General features: G+C 36.5%; 20 protein-coding genes and 4 tRNA genes. 18 read left to right on the forward strand and 6 right to left on the reverse strand.

All coding sequences use genetic code 11. The features are described 5' to 3' along the window. Positions 1 to 51: 51 nt before the first annotated feature. A complete protein-coding gene (locus tag Q3Y49_RS09010; RefSeq protein WP_303271987.1) occupies positions 52 to 1,257 on the reverse strand; it encodes a porin in 1,206 nt (401 codons plus the stop codon). A 180-nt stretch (positions 1,258 to 1,437) separates the two neighbouring features. Further along, positions 1,438 to 2,259, reverse strand: coding sequence for a purine-nucleoside phosphorylase (locus Q3Y49_RS09015; RefSeq protein WP_303271988.1), 822 nt, complete (start codon positions 2,257 to 2,259; stop codon positions 1,438 to 1,440). Between the two features lie 115 nt (positions 2,260 to 2,374). Here Q3Y49_RS09015 and Q3Y49_RS09020 point away from each other — a divergent pair, with 115 nt between their 5' ends. Continuing rightward, positions 2,375 to 2,992 (forward strand): YceI family protein, encoded by a 618-nt coding sequence (locus tag Q3Y49_RS09020; protein ID WP_303271989.1) that lies wholly within the window; start codon positions 2,375 to 2,377, stop codon positions 2,990 to 2,992. Between the two features lie 75 nt (positions 2,993 to 3,067). Continuing rightward, a complete protein-coding gene (locus Q3Y49_RS09025) occupies positions 3,068 to 3,592 on the forward strand; it encodes an NADPH-dependent FMN reductase (protein ID WP_303271990.1) in 525 nt (174 codons plus the stop codon). Here Q3Y49_RS09025 and Q3Y49_RS09030 read toward each other — a convergent pair. Next, positions 3,578 to 4,198 (reverse strand): TetR/AcrR family transcriptional regulator, encoded by a 621-nt coding sequence (locus Q3Y49_RS09030; RefSeq protein ID WP_303271991.1) that lies wholly within the window; start codon positions 4,196 to 4,198, stop codon positions 3,578 to 3,580. The two genes, Q3Y49_RS09025 and Q3Y49_RS09030, sit on opposite strands and share 15 nt — an antisense overlap. Before the next feature lie 58 nt (positions 4,199 to 4,256). On the opposite strand from Q3Y49_RS09030, the gene Q3Y49_RS09035 reads away from it, so the two are divergent. Beyond that, entirely contained in the window at positions 4,257 to 5,396 is a 1,140-nt protein-coding gene (locus Q3Y49_RS09035) for an FAD-dependent oxidoreductase (RefSeq protein WP_303271992.1), read from the forward strand. A 104-nt stretch (positions 5,397 to 5,500) separates the two neighbouring features. Here Q3Y49_RS09035 and frr read toward each other — a convergent pair whose 3' ends face one another. The 3 genes from frr to Q3Y49_RS09050 all read right to left on the reverse strand — a co-directional run bounded on the left by frr (position 5,501) and on the right by Q3Y49_RS09050 (position 7,364). After that, on the reverse strand, positions 5,501 to 6,061 hold the full coding sequence (frr, locus tag Q3Y49_RS09040) for a ribosome recycling factor (protein WP_303271993.1): 561 nt from the start codon (positions 6,059 to 6,061) through the stop codon (positions 5,501 to 5,503). Positions 6,062 to 6,067: 6 nt separating this feature from the next. Continuing rightward, entirely contained in the window at positions 6,068 to 6,781 is a 714-nt protein-coding gene (gene pyrH / locus Q3Y49_RS09045) for a UMP kinase (RefSeq protein ID WP_303271994.1), read from the reverse strand. A gap of 82 nt (positions 6,782 to 6,863) precedes the next feature. Beyond that, the gene (locus Q3Y49_RS09050; protein WP_303271995.1) at positions 6,864 to 7,364 is read right to left on the reverse strand and encodes an acyl-CoA carboxylase biotin carboxyl carrier protein subunit; all 501 of its coding nucleotides are present in this window, start codon (positions 7,362 to 7,364) and stop codon (positions 6,864 to 6,866) included. Between the two features lie 339 nt (positions 7,365 to 7,703). On the opposite strand from Q3Y49_RS09050, the gene Q3Y49_RS09055 reads away from it, so the two are divergent. The 15 genes from Q3Y49_RS09055 (at position 7,704) to rpsL (ending at position 21,709) form a co-directional block, all read left to right on the forward strand. Next, positions 7,704 to 7,786 (forward strand) — tRNA-Tyr (locus tag Q3Y49_RS09055). Between the two features lie 84 nt (positions 7,787 to 7,870). Then, positions 7,871 to 7,943, forward strand: a tRNA-Gly gene (locus tag Q3Y49_RS09060). Positions 7,944 to 8,039: 96 nt separating this feature from the next. Beyond that, positions 8,040 to 8,111 (forward strand) — tRNA-Thr (locus Q3Y49_RS09065). A 60-nt stretch (positions 8,112 to 8,171) separates the two neighbouring features. Further along, the gene (gene tuf, locus Q3Y49_RS09070; protein ID WP_303271996.1) at positions 8,172 to 9,359 is read left to right on the forward strand and encodes an elongation factor Tu; all 1,188 of its coding nucleotides are present in this window, start codon (positions 8,172 to 8,174) and stop codon (positions 9,357 to 9,359) included. Positions 9,360 to 9,474: 115 nt separating this feature from the next. Next, positions 9,475 to 9,547 (forward strand) — tRNA-Trp (locus Q3Y49_RS09075). Between the two features lie 21 nt (positions 9,548 to 9,568). Continuing rightward, entirely contained in the window at positions 9,569 to 9,760 is a 192-nt protein-coding gene (secE, locus tag Q3Y49_RS09080; RefSeq protein ID WP_013455138.1) for a preprotein translocase subunit SecE, read from the forward strand. A 21-nt stretch (positions 9,761 to 9,781) separates the two neighbouring features. After that, positions 9,782 to 10,333, forward strand: coding sequence for a transcription termination/antitermination protein NusG (gene nusG / locus Q3Y49_RS09085; RefSeq protein ID WP_303271997.1), 552 nt, complete (start codon positions 9,782 to 9,784; stop codon positions 10,331 to 10,333). A gap of 4 nt (positions 10,334 to 10,337) precedes the next feature. Further along, positions 10,338 to 10,781: a 50S ribosomal protein L11 gene (gene rplK / locus Q3Y49_RS09090; RefSeq protein ID WP_303271998.1), complete on the forward strand. Its 444-nt coding sequence runs from the start codon at positions 10,338 to 10,340 to the stop codon at positions 10,779 to 10,781. 11 nt (positions 10,782 to 10,792) lie between these two features. Further along, the gene (gene rplA / locus Q3Y49_RS09095) at positions 10,793 to 11,491 is read left to right on the forward strand and encodes a 50S ribosomal protein L1 (protein WP_303271999.1); all 699 of its coding nucleotides are present in this window, start codon (positions 10,793 to 10,795) and stop codon (positions 11,489 to 11,491) included. A 1-nt stretch (position 11,492) separates the two neighbouring features. Further along, positions 11,493 to 12,023: a 50S ribosomal protein L10 gene (rplJ, locus tag Q3Y49_RS09100; protein ID WP_303272000.1), complete on the forward strand. Its 531-nt coding sequence runs from the start codon at positions 11,493 to 11,495 to the stop codon at positions 12,021 to 12,023. Positions 12,024 to 12,070: 47 nt separating this feature from the next. Next, complete coding sequence (rplL, locus tag Q3Y49_RS09105) at positions 12,071 to 12,448, forward strand: 50S ribosomal protein L7/L12 (protein WP_013455143.1); 378 nt, start codon at positions 12,071 to 12,073, stop codon at positions 12,446 to 12,448. A 173-nt stretch (positions 12,449 to 12,621) separates the two neighbouring features. Then, positions 12,622 to 16,494, forward strand: a complete 3,873-nt coding sequence (rpoB, locus tag Q3Y49_RS09110) for a DNA-directed RNA polymerase subunit beta (protein WP_303272001.1) — start codon at positions 12,622 to 12,624, stop codon at positions 16,492 to 16,494. A 51-nt stretch (positions 16,495 to 16,545) separates the two neighbouring features. Continuing rightward, positions 16,546 to 20,844 carry a DNA-directed RNA polymerase subunit beta' gene (gene rpoC, locus Q3Y49_RS09115; protein ID WP_303272002.1) on the forward strand — a complete coding sequence of 1,433 codons (4,299 nt, stop codon included), beginning with the start codon at positions 16,546 to 16,548 and terminating at the stop codon, positions 20,842 to 20,844. Between the two features lie 37 nt (positions 20,845 to 20,881). Next, positions 20,882 to 21,208, forward strand: coding sequence for a DUF3467 domain-containing protein (locus Q3Y49_RS09120; protein WP_303272003.1), 327 nt, complete (start codon positions 20,882 to 20,884; stop codon positions 21,206 to 21,208). 126 nt (positions 21,209 to 21,334) lie between these two features. After that, a complete protein-coding gene (rpsL, locus tag Q3Y49_RS09125) occupies positions 21,335 to 21,709 on the forward strand; it encodes a 30S ribosomal protein S12 (RefSeq protein WP_013455147.1) in 375 nt (124 codons plus the stop codon). Position 21,710 lies beyond the last annotated feature (1 nt).

Here is a 21,710-nt window from a genome sequence, read left to right on the forward strand (position 1 = left end):
TTCATTTCTTATATGGTTATTCGGAGCCTGCGTAATAATGTTGTGATCTTATTAGAAATTAACTTGTGCTTGTAATCTCAAAAGTCTTCCAGTTTGTAGGTTATTTTGATTCATGAAATCTTCATATCTTCTAGAGGAAATGGTGTAGTGAGCAACCAATTCAAAGGCTCTAACAGGTCTCCATTCCATTCCAATTTCTAACTCACTTACGTTATAACTTCTGGCATCCTGCTCAAATTTCTTACCACCATCGTAGTAATGGTATCGCATGAATGGGTAGAATAATTGCTGGAATTTAGTAAATTTATAAGTCAAAGTTGCATATCCACCTTCCAATTGCGTTTGCTCAATAGAGTTAGTTTCTTTGTTGAATTCAGGACCTGTTCCCCAATTGTATTCAGCTTGAATTCCAAAAGGCTGTGGATATAGAATAAAGCTTGCTGCTGCTCTTTGGTCTAAATAATTCAGACCTTCCCTAACATTCACGCCATCGCTTAAATTGCCCTGTGGCATTTGATACTGTCCAGTAAAAGCTTGAATGCCTGGCTCTATAATTTGATTACCGAGCTTCATAGGATAGCTTATTCTACCAACAATATGCAAAGCATCGTTTAATTCAGGAGAATTTCCGGTTTGTCCATTAAATACTCCGAAACCAACAACTCCATAATCCCCAGAGCCTTTTAATCCTTCTGCAACCAGTTCCCTGAAGAGCTGACGAGTTTCCTGAGGAGCCCAATAGAAAAGAATACTGAGTTCCCTTTCGTTTTTGATAGAGCTATTCATGCCATCATTCCGGTCCAATGGTAAACGGTTTTGGCTTGACTGCATGTTTTCAAATCCGTAGGGGATCTTGCTTTGACCAAATCTAAAACGGAACTCTCTTTTTTTGTCCAAACTGACATCAAAGTAAGCATCTCTTAATTGCCCGTAATGCTGGCCCGTCCCACTTCCACTGCTAGCAAAATCTGGTTGGATGTAAAAGTAAACGTATTGACCAAGATTTCCTGAAAATTTTAATCGAACACGTCTAAGGGAAATCCCATTTCCAGCTCCCCAGCTTTTATCGCATTGGGAACAATCTAAATTGGGATTGGTTTCAAGTAGCCGGTTGTACCTAGCTTGCACATATCCACCTATTTTAATATTCTCAAACCAAGTATTTCCATTGATGTCATATGGAAGCTTTTCGATTTGGGCCCATGAACTTTGGACTACAAAGAATGTTAATAAAAAGATCAGGTTTATTTTTCGCATTTCCTAAAAGTTTGTGCAAAAGTAAACCTGACCAATGTTATCTTACAATTTATTGTATTAACAAATAATTAATAAATATTTTATATCATGAGTATAAGTACATTAAATACTAAAATACTGGCTTCTATTATTAATTTTGTCAATTTTAAGTTAACATTAAATTAATATTGCTCCTTGGTATCAATCCATCTTTTCCAGTAATTTCATAAATATCTTTGTCATTTTTGGTTCGGCATTGATGGCAGCCCCAATAATTTCAGGGATAGCAGCAGGTTTTAGCTTTTCAGGATAACATAAATCTGTAATCACTGAAACTGCAAATACAGGGATCTGGATATGTCTCGCTGCAATGTTTTCCGGGATGGTGCTCATGCCGACTGCATCGGCCCCTATAGTGTCCAAATATCTGTATTCAGCAGGTGTTTCCAGATTTGGTCCTTGCACGCCTGCATAGACACCCTCTTTGATATCAATTCCTTCTTCTTTGGCTATTTCTTTAGCCATTTCAATCAGTTGGGGATCATAGGCATCATACATATCAGGAAATCGACCACCAAATTTATCTAAATTCGCACCTCTTAAAGGATTTTCAGGAAAGAGATTAATGTGATCTCTAATAATCATTATATCGCTTAGTTCAAGATTTTTATTTAAACCTCCTGCTGCATTGGAAATGAAGAGGTGCTGGATTCCTAAATTATACATTATTCTAACTGGCATGATGACCTGCTGCATACTGTATCCTTCATAAAAGTGAAATCGACCTTGCATTGCTATCACCCTTTTACCACTCAATGTTCCAAAAATTAATTTGCCACTATGGGTTTCCACAGTTGAGACGGGGAAATTAGGTATATCTTTGTAAGAAAGGGATTGTATGATATCTATGTCTTCCACCAACGCTCCCAAACCAGTTCCTAATATTATTCCGACTTCTGGTTTGAAATCTATTTTACTTATTATATAGCTTGTAGCTTCTGTTATTTGTTCCAATGTTACCATATAAGTATTTAAACAATTTTGCTTCAATATGTTTTAACTAGCGTTACATTCAAAATATTTTCAAAAAATTAAAACCTTTTTGAATATTCATGGTATATACATAAACATTAAATGTATGAACATTAATAATAAGAACAAGAAAATGAAAACAAGAATTTTATCAATCGGATTGGCAGCATTATTTATTACTGCAGCATTTACTTTTTTACAAAAAGAAGTGAAAGTAGATACTAACTCTAGTCAAATTGCGTGGGTTGGAAAAAAAGTAACTGGACAGCACAACGGCACTGTGAATATTAAGGAAGGAGCATTAGAAATGGAAGATGGGCAGGTAACTGGCGGTTCCTTTGTAATTGATATGACGACAATAGATGTATTAGATTTAGAAGGAGAATACAAAGGAAAATTAATGGGTCATTTAAGGTCTGATGATTTCTTTAGTGTTGAAAAATTTCCAACGGCAAAATTTGTTATCACTTCTATTGATAAAAGCGAGGCAACTGATGCTACTCATTTTGTTGCAGGTGATTTGACAATCAAGGGAATTACTAACAAAATTACATTCCCTGCTAATGTTACAGTAAAAAATGGAAAAGCGAACGCTAAAGCGTCATTTCCATTGGATAGAACGAAATGGCAAGTTAAATATGGTTCAGGATCATTCTTTGACGGACTTGGGGATAAAATGATTTATGATGATTTTGAGTTAACGGTGAATCTTTCTTCACTATAATCCAAATCTCGTTAATATAATTATGGAATAGGGACTTATTGTCCCTATTTTTGTTTTTAAAGATATTTATTCACTATGATAACAATCATTTCAGGTACCAATCGTAAAAACTCAGTTTCCTCAAAAGTAGCCCATCTCTATCAAAGCCACCTTTTACAGCATCAGGTAGAATCCAATATTGTTGATTTAGCCGATTTACCACAGGATTTTGTTTTTACAGCTCTATATGATAATAATGGTCGTAATTCTAAATTTAATAAATTCTTAGATCAGCTGCGAGCTTCTGAAAAGTACGTATTTATTATTCCTGAATACAACGGGTCCTTTCCTGGAGTTTTAAAAGCTTTCATTGACGGAATGGAGTATCCGAATAGTTTTCGAGATAAGAAATGTGCACTGGTTGGAATATCTTCCGGTATGCAGGGCGCAGGTTTGGCACTAAGCCATATGACTGATATTTTTAATTATTTGGGTATGCATGTTTTAGCTTTAAAACCTAAACTAGCTAGAATAGAACAGAATTTTGATGGTGAAGAAGTTACCGATAAATTGTATGGTGAATTATTGGAGGAACAGGTGAAGAAATTATTGGAATTTTAGATTAGAAATATTTCGGAATGCTTCCTTTCCATTCTTTGTCAAATAGGGGTAAATTATTTCAAAAAGTAAATTACAATAATGTTTTAAGCCCTTATTAGGTTCGAAAGTCAATTGAAAATTGATCCAACTATCGCCCAAAATATTCATCCTTTTATATAGTCTTTGATATTCGTTTTCAAATTCTTGCGGTCTCAAAAGTTTTGATTTTACTAATGATTGAAACATATGCTGAAATTCCTCGCTCCGCCTCTGCATCAATTCTGTATAATGCGATTTAATACTTTTATTTTCCCTCATCAAATGGATAAAATCTATTAGGATAAATTTATACTTATACATTTTTTCCATGGTCTTTAGTGACATTTGATATAAGGTGGACAGTTCATTCTCTGCACTGTCTAATTCATTCATTTGCTGGTCCATTTCAGATACCAATTGAAAATATAAGGTTTCTATTATTTCTTCTTTCAATTTAAAATGATAATTAAGATTCCCCTGGCTTATGCTTAGCGCTTGTGCAATTTGCCTTAGACTAACATTCACCATTCCATATTCATTAAAAAGACCTAATGCTGCTTCAAGTATCTTTGCTCTTGTATCTTTCATTTTAGTAAACTTGACCTAAATATTTTAAATTAGTATATTTGACCTAAAAGTACAAAATATGATGGATATCGCAATAATTGGAGGAGGAATAGCTGGTCTAACTACCGCATTAGCCTTAAAACAGAAAGGTTTTTCAGCTACCGTTTATGAACGAGCTGATGAGCTTAATGAAATAGGTGCAGGTATTTGGATTCAGCCTAATGCGCTACAAGTATTGAATCATCTGGGCTTAAAAGAAGAATTACTGAATAGTGGAGTCCAACTTGATAGAGTTGATATAACCGATAATCAGTTGAGACCATTTAGCAAGGGAGGCAATATCGTTCAAGATCAAAAAGGGAATAAGATTGTTTCAATACACAGAGCCAGATTACATAAAATTCTATATGATAGCTTACCTAAGAATACAGTGAAATTAGATTGTGAATTAAAGTCCTTCACGCAAAATTCAGATGGCATTAAACTTGATTTTCATGATACTTCAGTTTCTGCGGATTTTGTGTTAGCTGCAGATGGCATTAATTCCAAGACCAGAAAGCAATTATTTCCCAAGTCATCTTTAAGGGACACTGGACAAACTTGTTGGAGGGGAATAGCAAATATGGCACTACCTGATCAGCTTCAAAACTTAGGACGTGAAGCCTGGGGAAATAATGTTAGGTTTGGATTTTCTCAAGTCTCAGAGGACTCAGTTTATTGGTTTGCAGTTGCTAAATCTGCACCTTTTATAAAAGACGATTTACCACAACTCAAAGATAAATTGAAGACGATGTTTGAATCTTTTCATCCAATAGTGAATCAGATCATCACGGAAACAGAAGAGCAGAAAATAATTAGAGGAGATTTACTGGATTTGAAAAGATTAGATCGATGGCATTCCCAAAATATTTGTTTATTGGGAGATGCAGCACATGCTACCACTCCCAATATGGGGCAAGGAGCTGGACAGGGGATTGAAGACGCCTACACAATAGCTGAGTTGTTTTCAAAATATTCGGCTACACCTCAGCTTTTTGAGCAATTTGAAAAAGTAAGGCGTGACAAAGTGGATTATGTGGTAAATAACTCCTGGCGATTTGGAAAAATGGCACATAGCAGAGCGGGAAAGCTTCTGTTAAAAAGTATTGTGAAGTTAACACCTGAAAAGATCATGAAAAAGCAATTGGAAAAACTTTATAAACTACCGCAAATAAAGTAGGTTGAAACAAAAAAAGCTATTTTAAAAGAGAAGTCAAAATAGACTATTTCTATCCCGACTTCCTAAATTCCTTTAAAACAGCTTTCTTTTTTGATTTAGTGACGTTATACCGTCATGATTTCTTTTTCCTTATGCTCGAGGATATCATCAATCTTTTTAGTGTAATCGTTGGTTAATGTTTGAACCTTATCTTCTCCTCTTTTGACGTCATCCTCAGATGTACCTTCTTTTTGAAGTTGCTTAAGTTGATCATTAGCATCTTTTCTTGCATTACGAATAGATATTTTCCCATCTTCAGCCTCATTTTTGGCTTGCTTCGATAAGGCAATCCTTCTTTCCTCTGTAAGTGGTGGGATGTTTATTCTAACAATTTCACCATCATTTTGAGGAGTGAATCCTAAATCGCTATTGATAATGGCCCTTTCTATTTCTCCAATGATGTTTTTCTCCCATGGCTTAATAATAATGGATCGTGCATCTGGCGTACTGATAGATGCAACTTGGCTAATAGGAGTGTCATTATTATAGTAATCTACCATTAGACCATCAAGCATGGCAGGGGAGGACTTCCCAGCTCTTATTTTTTGTAAATTGCTTTTTGTATGCTGAATGGCTTTCTCCATCAGCTCCTTCGTTTCGTCCAATATTAAATCTATTTCTTCCATTGGTTTTTAATTTTGAGAGTTTATTAAGGTGCCTACATTTTTTCCGTTAATGAGGTCATATAAGTTACCCTCTTTATTCATGTCAAATACAATAATAGGCAAATTGTTTTCTTGGCAAAGGGTAAATGCTGTCATATCCATTACGTTCAGTCCTTTTTCATACACTTCTTGGAAAGTAATGTTGGAATATCGCGTAGCATCTGCATCCTTTTCAGGATCAGCAGTATAAACACCATCTACTCTAGTTCCTTTTAATACAACATCAGCTTCGATTTCAATAGCTCTTAAACTGGCTGTAGAATCAGTAGTGAAATATGGATTTCCGATTCCAGCACCAAAAATTACTACACGGCCTTTCTCAAGATGGCGGATAGCTCTCCTCCTAATAAAAGGCTCACAAACTTGTTCCATATTGATTCCGGACATTAAACGCGTGAACATCCCATGATTTTCTAAAACGCCCTGAACTGCCATCCCATTAATAACAGTTGCAAGCATTCCCATGTAATCTCCTTGTACTCTATCGATTCCTGCAGCTTCTGCTTGAATTCCTCTAAAAATATTTCCACCCCCAATCACTATTGCTACTTCAATTCCCTGATCGTGAATTTTTTTAATTTCTGTTGCATATTGAGCTAAACGTTTTGAGTCAATGCCGTAACCTTCATCACCCATAAGTGCCTCACCACTTAGTTTCAATAGAATGCGTTTGAATTTCATAAGCTAAATTGTTGCTGTCCCTTTAAAAGTCTATACTAATTATATCTAAAATCAATGCAATTACTCAATTGTACTCAAATAATTAAAATTGAATGATCAACTGATTTTTCTCCACACTATCGCCTTTCTGCGCCTTGATGTCGGTTATTATACCGTCACCAGCTGCCTTAATAACGTTCTCCATCTTCATTGCCTCCAATATCAACAATGGGTCACCCTTTTTTACCTCATCACCCGGAGACACCATGATGTCTATGATAAGTCCAGGCATGGGTGCCTTTACATCGTTCATTTGGTTTTGATCCAAATCACTTATCCCCATTTCTTCTAGAAGTAAATCCATTTTATCTTTCAATTCCAATTCAATGATTTTACCATTTAATTGCAATTTAAAAGTTTTGCTCTCATAGTCAATTTCTACCAGGTGAGCATTAAATGTTTGATTATGATAAATGATATGGAAGGATTGATCATCAGTTTTACTTAAATCCCAATCGACTTTAGAATCGTCTATAAAAATATCACCATCTTTGGTTGACAGCTTATATTCTTTTTCTGACTGACTGAATTTTATTTCGTACATAACTAAAATTTGACACGAAGATAGGAACACATATTAAATTTTACACATTTCATTTTAATTTTAGCAGTGAATAACTGATTTTTTTTGCTTTACATCTTTCTCAATGTTTTAAAATTCATCGTACTAAACCCTGTTATCATTCTCGGAAAGAATTTAAAAAATAATTTCTATTTATTTTATGTTATAAAAGTCTGATAAACAGAGGATAGCAATAGCATTTAATTTATGTTTGAAAAAAAACAATCTTTTTTGTCAGTAAAGTTTGATAAAATATAAAATCCATATAATTTTGCACTTCCTAAAACGAAAAGGATTTAGGAAATGCTTATTGAAACCATTGGGGGAATACCAAAGCGGCCAACTGGGACGGACTGTAAATCCGTTGTCTTTCGACTTCACAGGTTCGAATCCTGTTTCCCCCACTTTGTAATCCGAAGCTTTGGCAAAGGATTACAATTTGATTGAAATGATATCTGTATTTTTTAAGATTGATTTTCGTTAAACAAGCGGGAGTAGCTCAGTTGGTAGAGCGGCAGCCTTCCAAGCTGCAGGTCGCGGGTTCGAGCCTCGTCTCCCGCTCTATAATACAATAGGCATTTCGGTGTAAATTAAGGCAGAACGGAAACGTCACTGCCTTTGTTAGGATGTGCCTGTAAGGGCACTGAATGATTTCAAGCCGATGTAGCTCAGGGGTAGAGTGCTTCCTTGGTAAGGAAGAGGTCGGGGGTTCAAATCCCCTCGTTGGCTCAATCAGTGTTATTGAATAAATATATTATAAATTTTAACTAAACTGAGGATTTTTCAAATATGGCTAAAGAAACCTTTGACCGTTCGAAACCACACGTGAATATCGGTACTATCGGACACGTGGATCATGGTAAAACTACATTAACTGCTGCAATCTGTAAAGTATTGTCTGATAAAGGATTTGCAGAGATGAGAGACTTCTCATCTATCGATAATGCTCCTGAAGAAAAAGAAAGGGGTATTACAATTAACTCTTCACACGTTGAGTATGCAACTGCTAACCGTCACTATGCGCACGTTGACTGTCCAGGTCACGCGGATTACGTGAAAAACATGGTTACTGGTGCTGCACAAATGGATGGTGCTATCTTAGTGGTTGCCGCTACTGATGGTCCAATGCCACAAACTCGTGAGCACATCCTTTTAGCTCGTCAGGTAGGTGTTCCTGCTGTTGTTGCTTTCTTAAACAAAGTAGATTTAGTAGACGATGAGGAGTTATTAGAATTAGTTGAAATGGAAGTAAGAGAATTACTTTCTTTCTACGACTTCCCAGGTGATGATTTACCTGTAGTTTCTGGTTCTGCTCTTGGTGCACTTAACGGTGAAGCAGAGTGGGTTGAGAAAATTGACGAGTTAATGCAAGCTGTTGATGACTATATTCCATTACCAGAAAGATTAACTGACAAAGATTTCTTAATGCCAGTTGAGGATGTATTCTCTATTACTGGTCGTGGTACTGTTGCAACAGGTAGAATCGAAAGAGGTGTTATAAACTCTGGCGATCCTGTTGACTTGATCGGTATGGGAGCTGAAGGTCTTAAATCAACTGTTACTGGTGTTGAGATGTTCCGTAAAATATTAGATAGAGGTGAAGCTGGTGATAACGTAGGTCTTTTGTTAAGAGGTATTGAAAAAGCTCAAATCAAAAGAGGTATGATTATTTGTAAGCCAGGTTCTGTAAACCCACATGCTCATTTTAAAGCTGAGGTTTATGTTCTTTCTAAAGATGAAGGTGGACGTCACACTCCATTCTTTAACAAATATCGTCCACAGTTCTACTTGAGAACAACTGATGTTACTGGCGAAATCAAACTTCCTGAAAACGTGGAGATGGTTATGCCGGGTGATAACGTAACTATCGAAGTTAACTTGATTAACAAAGTAGCTTGCGAAAAGGGTTTACGTTTCGCTATCCGTGAAGGTGGTAGAACAGTAGGTGCCGGACAGGTAACTGAAATCTTAGACTAATATTTAAGATATATAAAATAAATTAAACGATGCGCTCTCGAAAAATTGGGAGCGCATTTGTTTCTTATAAAACTTTTATCTACCTTTGCAGACCATTTTGAGTTGCATTGGTAATACGGGTGTAGCTCAATTGGTAGAGTAGTGGTCTCCAAAACCATTGGCTGGGGGTTCGAGTCCCTCCACCCGTGCAATTTTAACACATTAAAGAGATGCAAAAACTAAGTTTATTCTTAAAAGAATCGTGGTCAGAAATGCGATATAAAGTGACTTGGCCGCCTTACAGCAAGCTACAGAATAGTTCTATTCTGGTATTAGTTGGAGCTTTGATTTTTGCCCTATTAATTGGTGTTATAGATTTGGCATTTGATAATGCGATGGAGTGGTTTTATAATGCATTTTAGCATTTAAGATATATTGAGATAATGTCAGAATTTAAATGGTATGTTTTACGGGTAATAAGTGGACAAGAGAAGAAGATTAAAACTTATCTTGAAAATGAGATTGCTCGACAAAAAATAGAAGATTTTATTCCTCAGATTCTTATCCCTACTGAAAAGGTTTACGAAATGAGGAACGGTAAAAAACGAGTTAGGGAAAAGAATTTTTTTCCTGGTTATGTTTTTGTATCGGCTGATATTTCTCATGGAGAAGCGCATCACGTCATCACAAGTATTCCGGGGGTGATCGGATTCTTGGGAGGACAAGGTGATGAGAAAGAGCCGGTTCCTTTACGACAAAATGAAGTGAACCGTATATTAGGAAAAGTGGATGAAACTGAAGAGATGGATGAGAAGCTGAGTACTCCTTATATAGTAGGGGAATCAGTGAAAGTGATGGATGGTCCTTTCAGTGGGTTTACCGGATCCGTTGAGGAGGTTTTTGAAGAAAGAAAGAAACTTAACGTAATGGTTAAGATCTTCGGAAGAAATACTCCTGTGGAATTAAATTACATGCAAGTAGAAAAAACAGAATAGCAAGATGGCTAAGGAAATAAGTGGATATCTGAAATTACAGATTAAAGGGGGAGCTGCAAATCCGTCACCTCCCGTTGGTCCTGCATTAGGTAGTAAAGGACTTAACATAATGGAGTTCTGTAAGCAATTTAATGGAAGAACTCAAGAAAAGGCTGGGCAAGTATTGCCGGTTGTAATCACAATTTACAAAGACAAATCTTTTGACTTTGTGATTAAAACACCACCAGCCCCGGTACTTTTATTGGATGCTTCTAAGAAGAAGAAAGGTTCTGCTGAGCCTAACCGAAATAAGGTTGGTTCTGTGACTTGGGATCAGGTGAAAGAAATTGCTGAGACCAAAATGTCTGATTTGAATGCTTTTAAAATCGAATCAGCCATGCGACAAGTTGCAGGTACTGCAAGAAGTATGGGTATAAAAGTTACAGGAAAAGCTCCTTGGAATTCTTAAAATAAAGGAAAATGGCAAAGCTTACTAAAAATCAAAAAATTGCAGCAGAGAAGTTAGACTCTACAAAAGCTTATGCTTTAAGTGAGGCTTCAGCGCTTGTGAAAGAAATTACAACAACCAAGTTTGATGCTTCTGTTGACCTTGATATAAGATTGGGTGTAGATCCTCGTAAAGCCGACCAAATGGTTAGGGGTGTTGTTGCACTTCCTCATGGTACAGGTAAAGATGTGAAAGTATTGGCTTTAGTTACTCCTGATAAAGAGCAGGAAGCTAAAGATGCTGGAGCTGATTATGTAGGGTTAGACGACTATATCAAGAAGATTGAAGGTGGTTGGACAGATATTGATATTATCGTAACTATGCCTACTGTTATGGCAAAAGTAGGTAGGTTAGGTAAGGTGCTAGGACCAAGAGGTCTGATGCCGAATCCAAAATCAGGAACTGTTACGCTTGATGTTGGAAAGGCGGTTCAAGAGGTAAAGTCGGGTAAAATCGATTTTAAAGTGGACAAGTTCGGGATTATTCATGCTAGTATCGGTAAAGCTTCCTTCTCGCAAGAGAAAATTACTGAAAACGCTAACGAATTAATTCAAACTTTAGCGAAGCTGAAACCAGCTTCATCTAAAGGTACGTATTTCATGAGTATGACCATGTCATCTACGATGAGCAAGGGAATCTCAATTGATAAAAACTCTATAGCTGGAATTTAATATGAATAGAAAAGAAAAAGGACAACTTATAGAGGAACTTACAGAAAAATTTACGGAATTTCCGCACTTTTATCTGGCTGATGGTTCAGGGATGAGTGTTGCACAAACCAATGCTTTTCGTCAACTATGTTTCGAAAAAGGTTTGGAATACAAAGTAGTTAAGAATTCCTTGATACAAAAAGCATTGGAGAAGCAGGAAGAAGATTATTCTGCAATGTTTAAATCATTAAAAGGTTTCTCAGGGATACTTTTTTCTCCTGAAGTAGGTAATGCACCTGCCAAGGCGATTAAAGAATTTCATAAGAAAAACGACACAGAAAGGCCTTTATTCAAAGCTGCTGCTATAGATACTGATATATATGTTGGTGCAGAGCACTTAACTCCACTTAGCGAATTGAAGTCTAAGACAGAAATGATTGGCGATATTGTAGGTTTACTACAGTCTCCTGCCAAAAATGTTATTTCTGCGCTTCAGAGTGGTGGTCACAAAGTATCAGGATTAGTAAAAGCGCTTGAAGAAAGAGCACAATAATTAACAAATTACTAGAACAAAATCATTAAAATTTAAATAACACAATCATGGCTGATATCAAAGCAATTGGAGATCAATTAGTAGAATTAACAGTAAAAGAAGTTAATGAACTTGCTGATTACCTTAAAGAAACACACGGTATCGAACCTGCTGCGGCAGCAGCGCCTGTTATGGCAGCTGGTGGTGCTGGCGGTGGAGATGCAGCGGAAGAAAAAACATCTTTTGATGTTGTATTAACTTCTGCTGGTGCTGCTAAATTACAAGTAGTTAAAGCTGTTAAAGAATTGACAGGTTTAGGCTTGAAAGAAGCAAAAGAATTAGTTGACGGTGCTCCAAAAGCAGTAAAAGAAGGAGTAGCTAAAGACGAAGCAGAGGCGCTTAAAAAGCAACTTGAAGAAGCTGGAGCAGAAGTTGAATTGAAGTAATAAGTTGATCCTGAAAGGATTAACTGATTTCTGCCCAAGAAATTAGGCCTGGTCCCCGATGATGTTAATGCATTTTCGTGGTCAGGTCTTTTCCTGTTTGTACTAATTTATGAAACAGGATAGTGCATAAAATGCACATTATAGATTTACAATAACTTTAAATATTCAGAGCCTTGGCTAATATAAATCAATCTGAAAGAATCAATTTCTCGTCTATTAAAACAGTAATTGATTATCCTGATTTCCTTGATGTTCAACTCCAATCTTTCCAGGATTTTTTCCAATTGGAAACTCCCGCTGAAAAAAGAGCTGAAGAAGGAATTTTTAAAGTATTTCAAGAAAACTTTCCAATCTCAGATTCTAGAGAGAATTTTGTTTTGGAATTTGTTGACTATCTTGTTGATCCACCAAAATATGATATTGATGGATGTATTGATAGAGGATTAACTTATTCTGTTCCTTTGAAAGCAAAACTTCGGTTGATTTGCAATGATGAGGATAATGAAGACTTTGAAACAATTGAGCAAGAGGTGTTTTTGGGTAATATCCCATACATGACCGAAAAGGGCTCATTTATCATTAATGGTGCTGAACGTGTAATTGTATCTCAGTTGCACAGGTCACCAGGTGTTTTCTTTGCCCAAAGTAAACATACAAACGGAACCAAATTATATTCTGCAAGAATTATACCTTTTAAAGGATCTTGGATAGAATTTGCGACTGACGTTAATAATGTCATGTACGCATATATCGACAGAAAGAAAAAATTCCCAGTTACTACTTTATTACGTGCTATTGGGTACGGTTCTGATAAGGATATCCTAGATCTTTTTAATCTTTCTGAAGAAGTGGATGGTACTAAAGCTGCGCTTAAAAAGGTGATTGGCCGTAAATTGGCAGCAAGGGTTCTAAAAACTTGGACGGAAGATTTCGTAGACGAAGATACTGGGGAAGTAGTATCTATTGACAGAAACGAGGTCTTGCTAGAAAGGGATTCCGTTATTGAGGAAGAAGATATAGAATTGATTATAGATGCAGGGGTTAAATCCATCATTCTTCATAGAACTGATGTGAATATTACTGACTACAGCATTGTTTATAATACACTTCAAAAGGACAACTCTAACTCAGAGAAAGAAGCGGTTGAACAGATTTATCGTCAACTGCGTAATACTGAGGCTCCTGATGAAGCAACAGCAAGAGAAATTATACAAAATCTTTTCTTTTCTGAGAAAAGATATGACTTAGGTGAGGTTGGGAGATATAGAATCAATAAAAAATTAGGATTAGATATTGATGCTGAAACTAAAGTATTGACGAAAGTGGATATTATCCATATTGTGAAATACTTAATCGGATTGATTAATTCTAAAGCAATTGTTGATGATATTGATCACCTTAGTAATAGAAGAGTTAGAACAGTAGGGGAACAATTGTACGCTCAGTTTGGAGTTGGTTTAGCTAGAATGGCTAGAACTATTAGAGAAAGAATGAACGTTAGAGATAATGAAGACTTCAAGCCTGTTGATTTGATCAACGCTAGGACTTTATCTTCTGTTATTAATTCTTTCTTTGGAACCAACCAATTATCTCAGTTCATGGATCAAACGAATCCATTATCAGAGGTTACACACAAAAGAAGAATGTCAGCTTTAGGGCCTGGTGGTCTTTCTAGGGAGCGTGCAGGATTTGAGGTTCGTGATGTTCATTATACTCACTACGGCAGGCTTTGTACCATTGAAACACCAGAAGGTCCCAATATTGGATTGATTTCATCTCTTTGTGTTCATGCCAAAGTAAATAGCATGGGCTTCATTGAAACGCCTTACAGAAAAGTTGAAGGCGGTAAAGTGGATATGAGTGGTAATGTACTATACCTTACAGCTGAAGAGGAAGATGATCACAACATTGCACAGGCTAATGCACCAATTGATGATGGAGGAAAATATCTGAATGATAGAGTTAAAGCTAGATTTGAAGGTGATTTCCCTGTTCTAGAGCCGAAAGAGCTTTCGTACATGGATATAGCGCCTAACCAAATTGTATCAGTTGCAGCATCTATGATTCCTTTCTTGGAGCATGATGATGCAAACAGAGCTTTGATGGGTTCAAACATGCAGCGTCAAGCAGTTCCATTATTAAGACCAGAAGCGCCAATCGTTGGTACGGGTCTTGAAGGAAGAGTTGCCAGTGACTCTAGATCTATGATAGTAGCAGAAAAAGACGGAGTTGTTACTTTTGTTGATGCAACGAAGATCGTGATCAAGTATGATATGAACGATGAGGAGCAATTGGTTTCTTTTGAAGATGATGAGAGAGTTTATGATTTAATCAAATTCAGGAGAACAAACCAAAATACTACTATCAATCTTAGATCAATAGTTTATAAAGGAGACAGAGTTACCAAAGGACAAATCCTTTGTGATGGTTATGCTACTGAAAAAGGAGAATTGGCCATTGGACGTAATATGAAGGTGGCATTTATGCCATGGCAAGGTTACAACTTTGAGGATGCAATTGTAATTTCCGAAAGAGTAGTACGAGAAGATATATTTACTTCAATTCATATCGAAGAATTTGAATTAGAAGTTAGAGATACTAAGCGAGGTGAAGAAGAACTTACTTCTGAAATTCCAAATGTCAGTGAAGAGGCAGTTAAAAACCTCGATGAAAATGGAATCATCAGAACAGGTACTGAAATCAAAGAAGGAGATATTTTAATTGGTAAAATAACACCTAAAGGTGAAACGGATCCAACTCCTGAAGAAAAGCTTTTAAGAGCAATCTTTGGTGACAAAGCCGGTGACGTCAAAGATGCATCAATGAAAGCATCTCCTTCCTTAAGAGGTGTTGTTATCGATACTAAGTTATTTGCTAGACACAAAAAAGATAAAGACGGGAGAGCTGATGCTAAGAAAGAGGTAGTTGTTCTTGCTAAGGAATATAGCCGCCAGTTATTGAAATTAAGAAATCTGAAAATTGAGAAGTTAGCTACTTTGCTTGAAGGAAAGACTTGTCAAGGTATCAAACATAAGTTTGGTGATGAGATAATGAGCAAAGGTGTTAAGTTCTCTAAAACTAACATTGAAAAGAACTTATTCCCTGAGAAGAATATTTACAGAGATGAAAGTAACTACAATGTACCAGAAGAGGTGAATTTGATTTCTGACTTAATCCTTGATAATTGGACTAATGATGACAATACAAATAAGCTTATCGTTGATTTAGTAAGAAATTACAACAAGAGAAGAAACGAAATAGCTGGTAAGTTCAAAAGAGAAAGGTTTACTATAGAGGTAGGAGATGAATTACCGGCAGGTATAGTTCAGCTTGCTAAAGTTTATGTTGCTAAAAAACGTAAATTGAAAGTAGGTGATAAAATGGCTGGTCGTCACGGAAACAAAGGTGTTGTAGCCAAAATTGTTCGTGACGAAGATATGCCATTCTTGGAAGACGGAACACCGGTTGATATTGTATTGAACCCATTAGGTGTACCTTCAAGGATGAACATTGGTCAGATTTATGAGACTGTTCTTGGTTGGGCAGGACTTAAATTAGGCAGAAAATATGCTACACCTATTTTTGATGGTGCATCTTCGGATGAGGTTTCTGCTGAATTAGCTGAGGCAGGTCTTCCGGAATTTGGTAGAACTCATTTATATGATGGCCTAACAGGTGACAGATTTGATCAAAAGGTTACTGTTGGAGTTATTTACATGCTGAAATTAGGTCACTTAATTGATGATAAGATGCATGCTCGTTCTATCGGACCATACTCATTGATTACACAACAGCCATTGGGTGGTAAAGCACAATTTGGTGGTCAGCGTTTCGGTGAGATGGAGGTTTGGGCATTAGAGGCATTTGGTGCTTCTCATGTTCTTCAAGAGATTCTAACAATCAAATCTGATGATGTGATTGGGAGAGCTAAAGCCTATGAAGCTATTGTTAAAGGTGAAAATATGGGTAAACCAAACATTCCTGAATCTTTCAATGTATTGGTTCATGAGTTAAGAGGTTTAGCGTTAGAAATCACTTTAGACTAATTTCAATTGTTTTATCGGGGTTGTTACTGACCCCATTTAGATACATTTATTATGGCGTTCAAAAAAAATAAAAAGATTAACACTGACTTCTCTAAAATCACCATTAGTTTAGCTTCTCCAGAATCTATTTTGGAAAGCTCACACGGTGAAGTCACACAGCCAGAAACTATCAATTACAGAACTTATAAGCCGGAAATGGGTGGTTTGTTCTGTGAAAGAATATTCGGTCCGGTTAAAGACTGGGAATGTCATTGTGGGAAATATAAAAGAATCAGATACAAAGGCATTATCTGTGATAGATGTGGTGTTGAAGTAACTGAGAAAAAAGTACGTAGAGAAAGAATGGGTCACATCGAATTGGTTGTGCCTGTTGCTCATATCTGGTATTTCAAATCTTTACCTAACAAAATTGGTTATTTATTAGGTTTACCGACCAAAAAGCTTGACCAAATTATTTATTACGAAAGGTATGTTGTTATACAGCCTGGTGTAAAGGAAGAGGATGGAATTGCGCACATGGATTTCTTGACGGAAGATGAGTATTTAGATATTTTAGACAAGCTTCCTGCAGAAAATCAGAAGTTAGACGATGACGATCCTAACAAATTCATTGCCAAAATGGGTGCGGAATCATTGGATATGTTATTGAACAGAATCCAGTTGGATGAACTTTCTTACGAATTAAGACATCAAGCAGCTACTGATACTTCTCAGCAAAGAAAAGCAGAAGCTTTAAAAAGATTGAGAGTAGTTGAAGCTTTCCGTGATGCTAGAACAAGAATTGAAAACCGTCCTGAATGGATGATCATCAGAATGGTACCTGTTATTCCACCAGAATTGAGACCTTTGGTTCCATTAGATGGTGGTAGATTTGCTACTTCTGATTTAAATGATTTATACAGGAGAGTAATTATCAGAAATAATCGTCTTAAAAGATTGATCGATATCAAAGCTCCTGAAGTAATCCTTAGGAATGAAAAAAGGATGCTACAAGAAGCGGTTGATTCATTGTTCGATAATTCTAGAAAAGTAAATGCAGTAAGATCTGATGGAAACAGAGCCTTGAAATCTCTTTCTGATATGCTGAAAGGTAAGCAGGGTAGATTCCGTCAAAACTTGCTAGGTAAAAGGGTAGATTATTCAGGTCGTTCTGTTATTGTGGTAGGACCTGAATTGAAAATGCATGAATGTGGTTTACCTAAAAATATGGCTGCAGAGCTATTTAAGCCATTCATTATCCGTAAATTAATTGAAAGGGGTATTGTCAAAACTGTTAAATCAGCCAAAAAGATTGTTGACAGAAAGGATCCTGTGGTTTGGGATATCTTGGAGAACGTGATGAAAGGACATCCTGTCCTATTGAACAGAGCACCAACTCTTCACAGGTTAGGTATCCAGGCATTTCAGCCTAAATTAATTGAAGGAAAAGCAATCCAATTACACCCGTTAGCATGTACAGCATTTAATGCCGATTTTGATGGTGACCAGATGGCTGTTCATGTACCATTAGGACATGAAGCAATCTTGGAAGCTTCTACTTTAATGCTTTCTTCACATAATATTTTGAACCCAGCAAACGGGGCTCCTATTACTGTTCCTTCTCAGGATATGGTTCTAGGTTTATATTATGTATCCAAAGGTAGAAAATCTACGAAGGAGGAGCCTGTACTAGGTGAAGGAAAAGTATTCTATAGTGCAGAAGAAGTTATCATTGCTATCAATGAACAAAAAGTTTCGAAACATGCCAATATTAAATTAAGAACTAAAGTTCGTAATGCTGATGGTGAGCTTGAAACTAAGATAATAGAAACAGTTGCTGGTAGAGTTATTTTCAATGAAAGTGTGCCTGCTGAAGTTGGTTATATTGATCAATTATTGACTAAGAAAAACCTACAGGGTATTATCGCTCATGTTTATAAATTAGCAGGTTCAGCTAAAACTGCGAAATTCTTGGACGACATTAAAGAATTAGGATTCCAAAGTGCCTACAAAGGTGGTCTTTCAATGGGACTTGGTGATATTATGGTTCCAGAAGTAAAAGACACTTTAGTTGAACAAGCCAAAGAAGAAGTTGACGCAGTTTGGAATAACTACTTAATGGGTCTTATTACTGATAATGAGCGATACAATCAAGTAATTGATATTTGGACTAGAATTAACTCTCAATTGACTAATACTCTAATGCAACAATTAGAGGAAGATAATCAAGGGTTTAACTCTATCTATATGATGATGCACTCTGGTGCTCGTGGATCAAGAGAGCAAATCCGTCAGTTGGGTGGTATGAGAGGTTTGATGGCTAAGCCACAAAAAAATCTTGCCGGTTCTGTTGGTGGTATTATTGAAAACCCAATTCTATCTAACTTCCGTGAGGGGCTAGATGTAATTGAGTACTTTATTTCAACCCACGGTGCTAGAAAAGGTCTTGCAGATACTGCATTGAAAACAGCTGATGCTGGTTACTTAACAAGAAGACTTGTTGATGTTGCTCAGGATGTGGTTGTAAATGAAGTAGATTGCGGAACACTTAGAGGTCTTACAGTTTCGGCATTAAAAGATAATGACGAAATTGTTGAATCTTTAGCAGAAAGAATATTAGGTCGAGTAAGTGTGCATGATGTTTACCATCCACAAACTGAGGAGCTAATTGTAGAATCTGGTGAAACTATCACTGATGATATTTGCGATAAGATTGACGAGGCAATAATTGAGGAAGTTGAAATTAGATCTGTTTTAACTTGTGAAACTCAACAAGGGGTTTGTAGCAAGTGTTATGGAAGAAACCTAACTACTTCTAAAATTGCACAAAAAGGTGACTCAGTTGGTGTTATTGCAGCCCAATCTATTGGTGAACCAGGTACTCAGTTAACATTAAGAACCTTCCACGTTGGGGGTACTGCATCTAACATTGCTGTAGAAGCTACAATTAAAGCCAAAACTGCTGGTGTTGTAGAGTTCGAAGACTTAAGAGCAATTCAATCTACTGACGATGAAGGTGAATCAAGAACTGTTGTTATGGGTAGGTCTGGCGAAATTAAGATCATCGATCCTAAGAGCAAAAAGGTTTTAATGAGTAATCATGTTCCTTACAGTGCTACTCTTAAAGTTAAAGAAGGAGAGAAAGTAGAAAAAGATCAGGAACTTTGTTTCTGGAATCCATATAATGCGGTAATTCTTTCTGAATTCGAAGGTGTAACAGAATTTGAAAGCATAGAAGAAGGAATTACTTATAAAGAGGAATCTGATGAACAAACTGGCCACAGGGAAAAAGTTATTATTGATACAAAAGATAAAACTAAAAACCCTGCAGTTATAGTTAATACTAAAGGTCAGGACCCAAAAACTTACAATATCCCAGTTGGAGCTCACTTGTCAGTTGATGAAGGTGCAAAAATAAAACCAGGACAGATTTTGGCTAAAATACCAAGATCGACAAGTAAGTCTAAGGATATTACAGGGGGGCTTCCAAGGGTAACTGAGCTTTTTGAAGCAAGGAATCCTTCAAACCCCGCGGTAGTATCTGAGATTGACGGAGTAGTGACTTTTGGAGGTATCAAAAGAGGAAATAGAGAAATATTCATTGAATCGAAAGACGGTGTTAAGAAAAGATATTTAGTTTCTCTTTCTAAGCATATCTTAGTTCAAGATAATGACTTTGTTAAAGCAGGATATGCATTGTCTGATGGTGCAACTACTCCTTCTGATATCTTGTCTATTAAAGGTCCAACTGCAGTTCAGGAATATATTGTAAATGAGATTCAGGAAGTTTACCGATTACAAGGTGTGAAAATTAACGATAAGCACATTGAAGTAATTGTTAGACAAATGATGCAAAAGGTTCAAGTACTAGAATCAGGAGATACTACTTTCCTACCAAATCAAGTTGTTGATCGCTTTGTTTTCAGAGAAGAGAACGATAGGATTTTAGACATGAAAGTGGTGACTGAAGCAGGTGATTCGCCAAACTTAAAGCCAGGTCAAATTATTTCAGCTAGAAAACTCAGAGATGAAAATTCTACGCTGAAAAGAAAAGACTTGAAATTGGTAAAAACCAGAGATGCAGAACCTGCAGTTTCTAAGCCAAACTTGCAAGGAATAACCCAAGCATCTTTAGGTACTGAAAGCTTTATTTCAGCGGCATCATTCCAGGAAACTACAAAAGTTTTAAGTGAGGCTTCGATTAGAGGTAAAGCTGATCATTTGTTAGGTCTTAAAGAGAATGTAATTGTAGGACATCTAATCCCTGCAGGTACTGGTTTGAAAGATTGGACAGAAATGATTGTCGGTTCACAAGAGGAACTTGATAGCATGAAAGAAAGTAAAGTAACAGAAGAAAAGACTGAAGCTTAATTCAGTCTTTCTCTTTCAAATAAATCCAACATATAAAATGGAGGAACAAAAAGGAAATAAGAAACAGCAGAATCAAATTAATATTGAGCTTCCTGAAGATGTAGCTGAAGGAGTTTATGCTAATTTGGCGATGGTGGCGCACTCTAATAGTGAATTTGTAATTGATTTTATTCGCTTAATGCCAGGAGTACCAAAAGCAAAAGTTAAGTCTAGAGTTGTAGTTACTCCAGAACATGCAAAAAGGTTGCTCAATGCATTAAAGGATAATATCAATAAGTACGAGAAAAATTTCGGACCTATTAAACAATCAGAGGAATCTCCGAAATTCCCAATGAATTTTGGGTCAAATGTTGGAGAAGCTTAAGCTTATTCCTTATAAATTAGAGGATTGTGAAAATATTTAATCAGATGTGTTTGGATAATGCATCTGATTTTCTACCTTTGCAGTCCTAAAAATCTCAAGTAGTAATAGAAGATAAAGTTATAATAAATGCCTACTATACAACAATTAGTTAAAAAGGGTAGAAAGAAATTGACTTCAAAGTCAAAATCTCCTGCTTTGGATTCTTGCCCACAAAGAAGGGGTGTATGTACTCGTGTTTATACCACCACTCCTAAAAAGCCAAACTCAGCAATGAGAAAAGTGGCTAGGGTTAGGTTAACCAATCAAAAAGAAGTGAATGCGTACATCCCTGGTGAAGGTCACAACCTACAAGAACACTCAATAGTGTTGATTAGGGGTGGAAGAGTTAAAGATTTACCCGGTGTGAGATATCACATCATCAGGGGAGCATTGGATACTGCCGGTGTAAACGGACGTACTCAAAGAAGATCAAAATACGGAGCAAAAAGACCTAAGAAATAAA

Source organism: Marivirga harenae, assembly GCF_030534335.1.
Lineage (GTDB): Bacteria > Bacteroidota > Bacteroidia > Cytophagales > Cyclobacteriaceae > Marivirga > Marivirga harenae.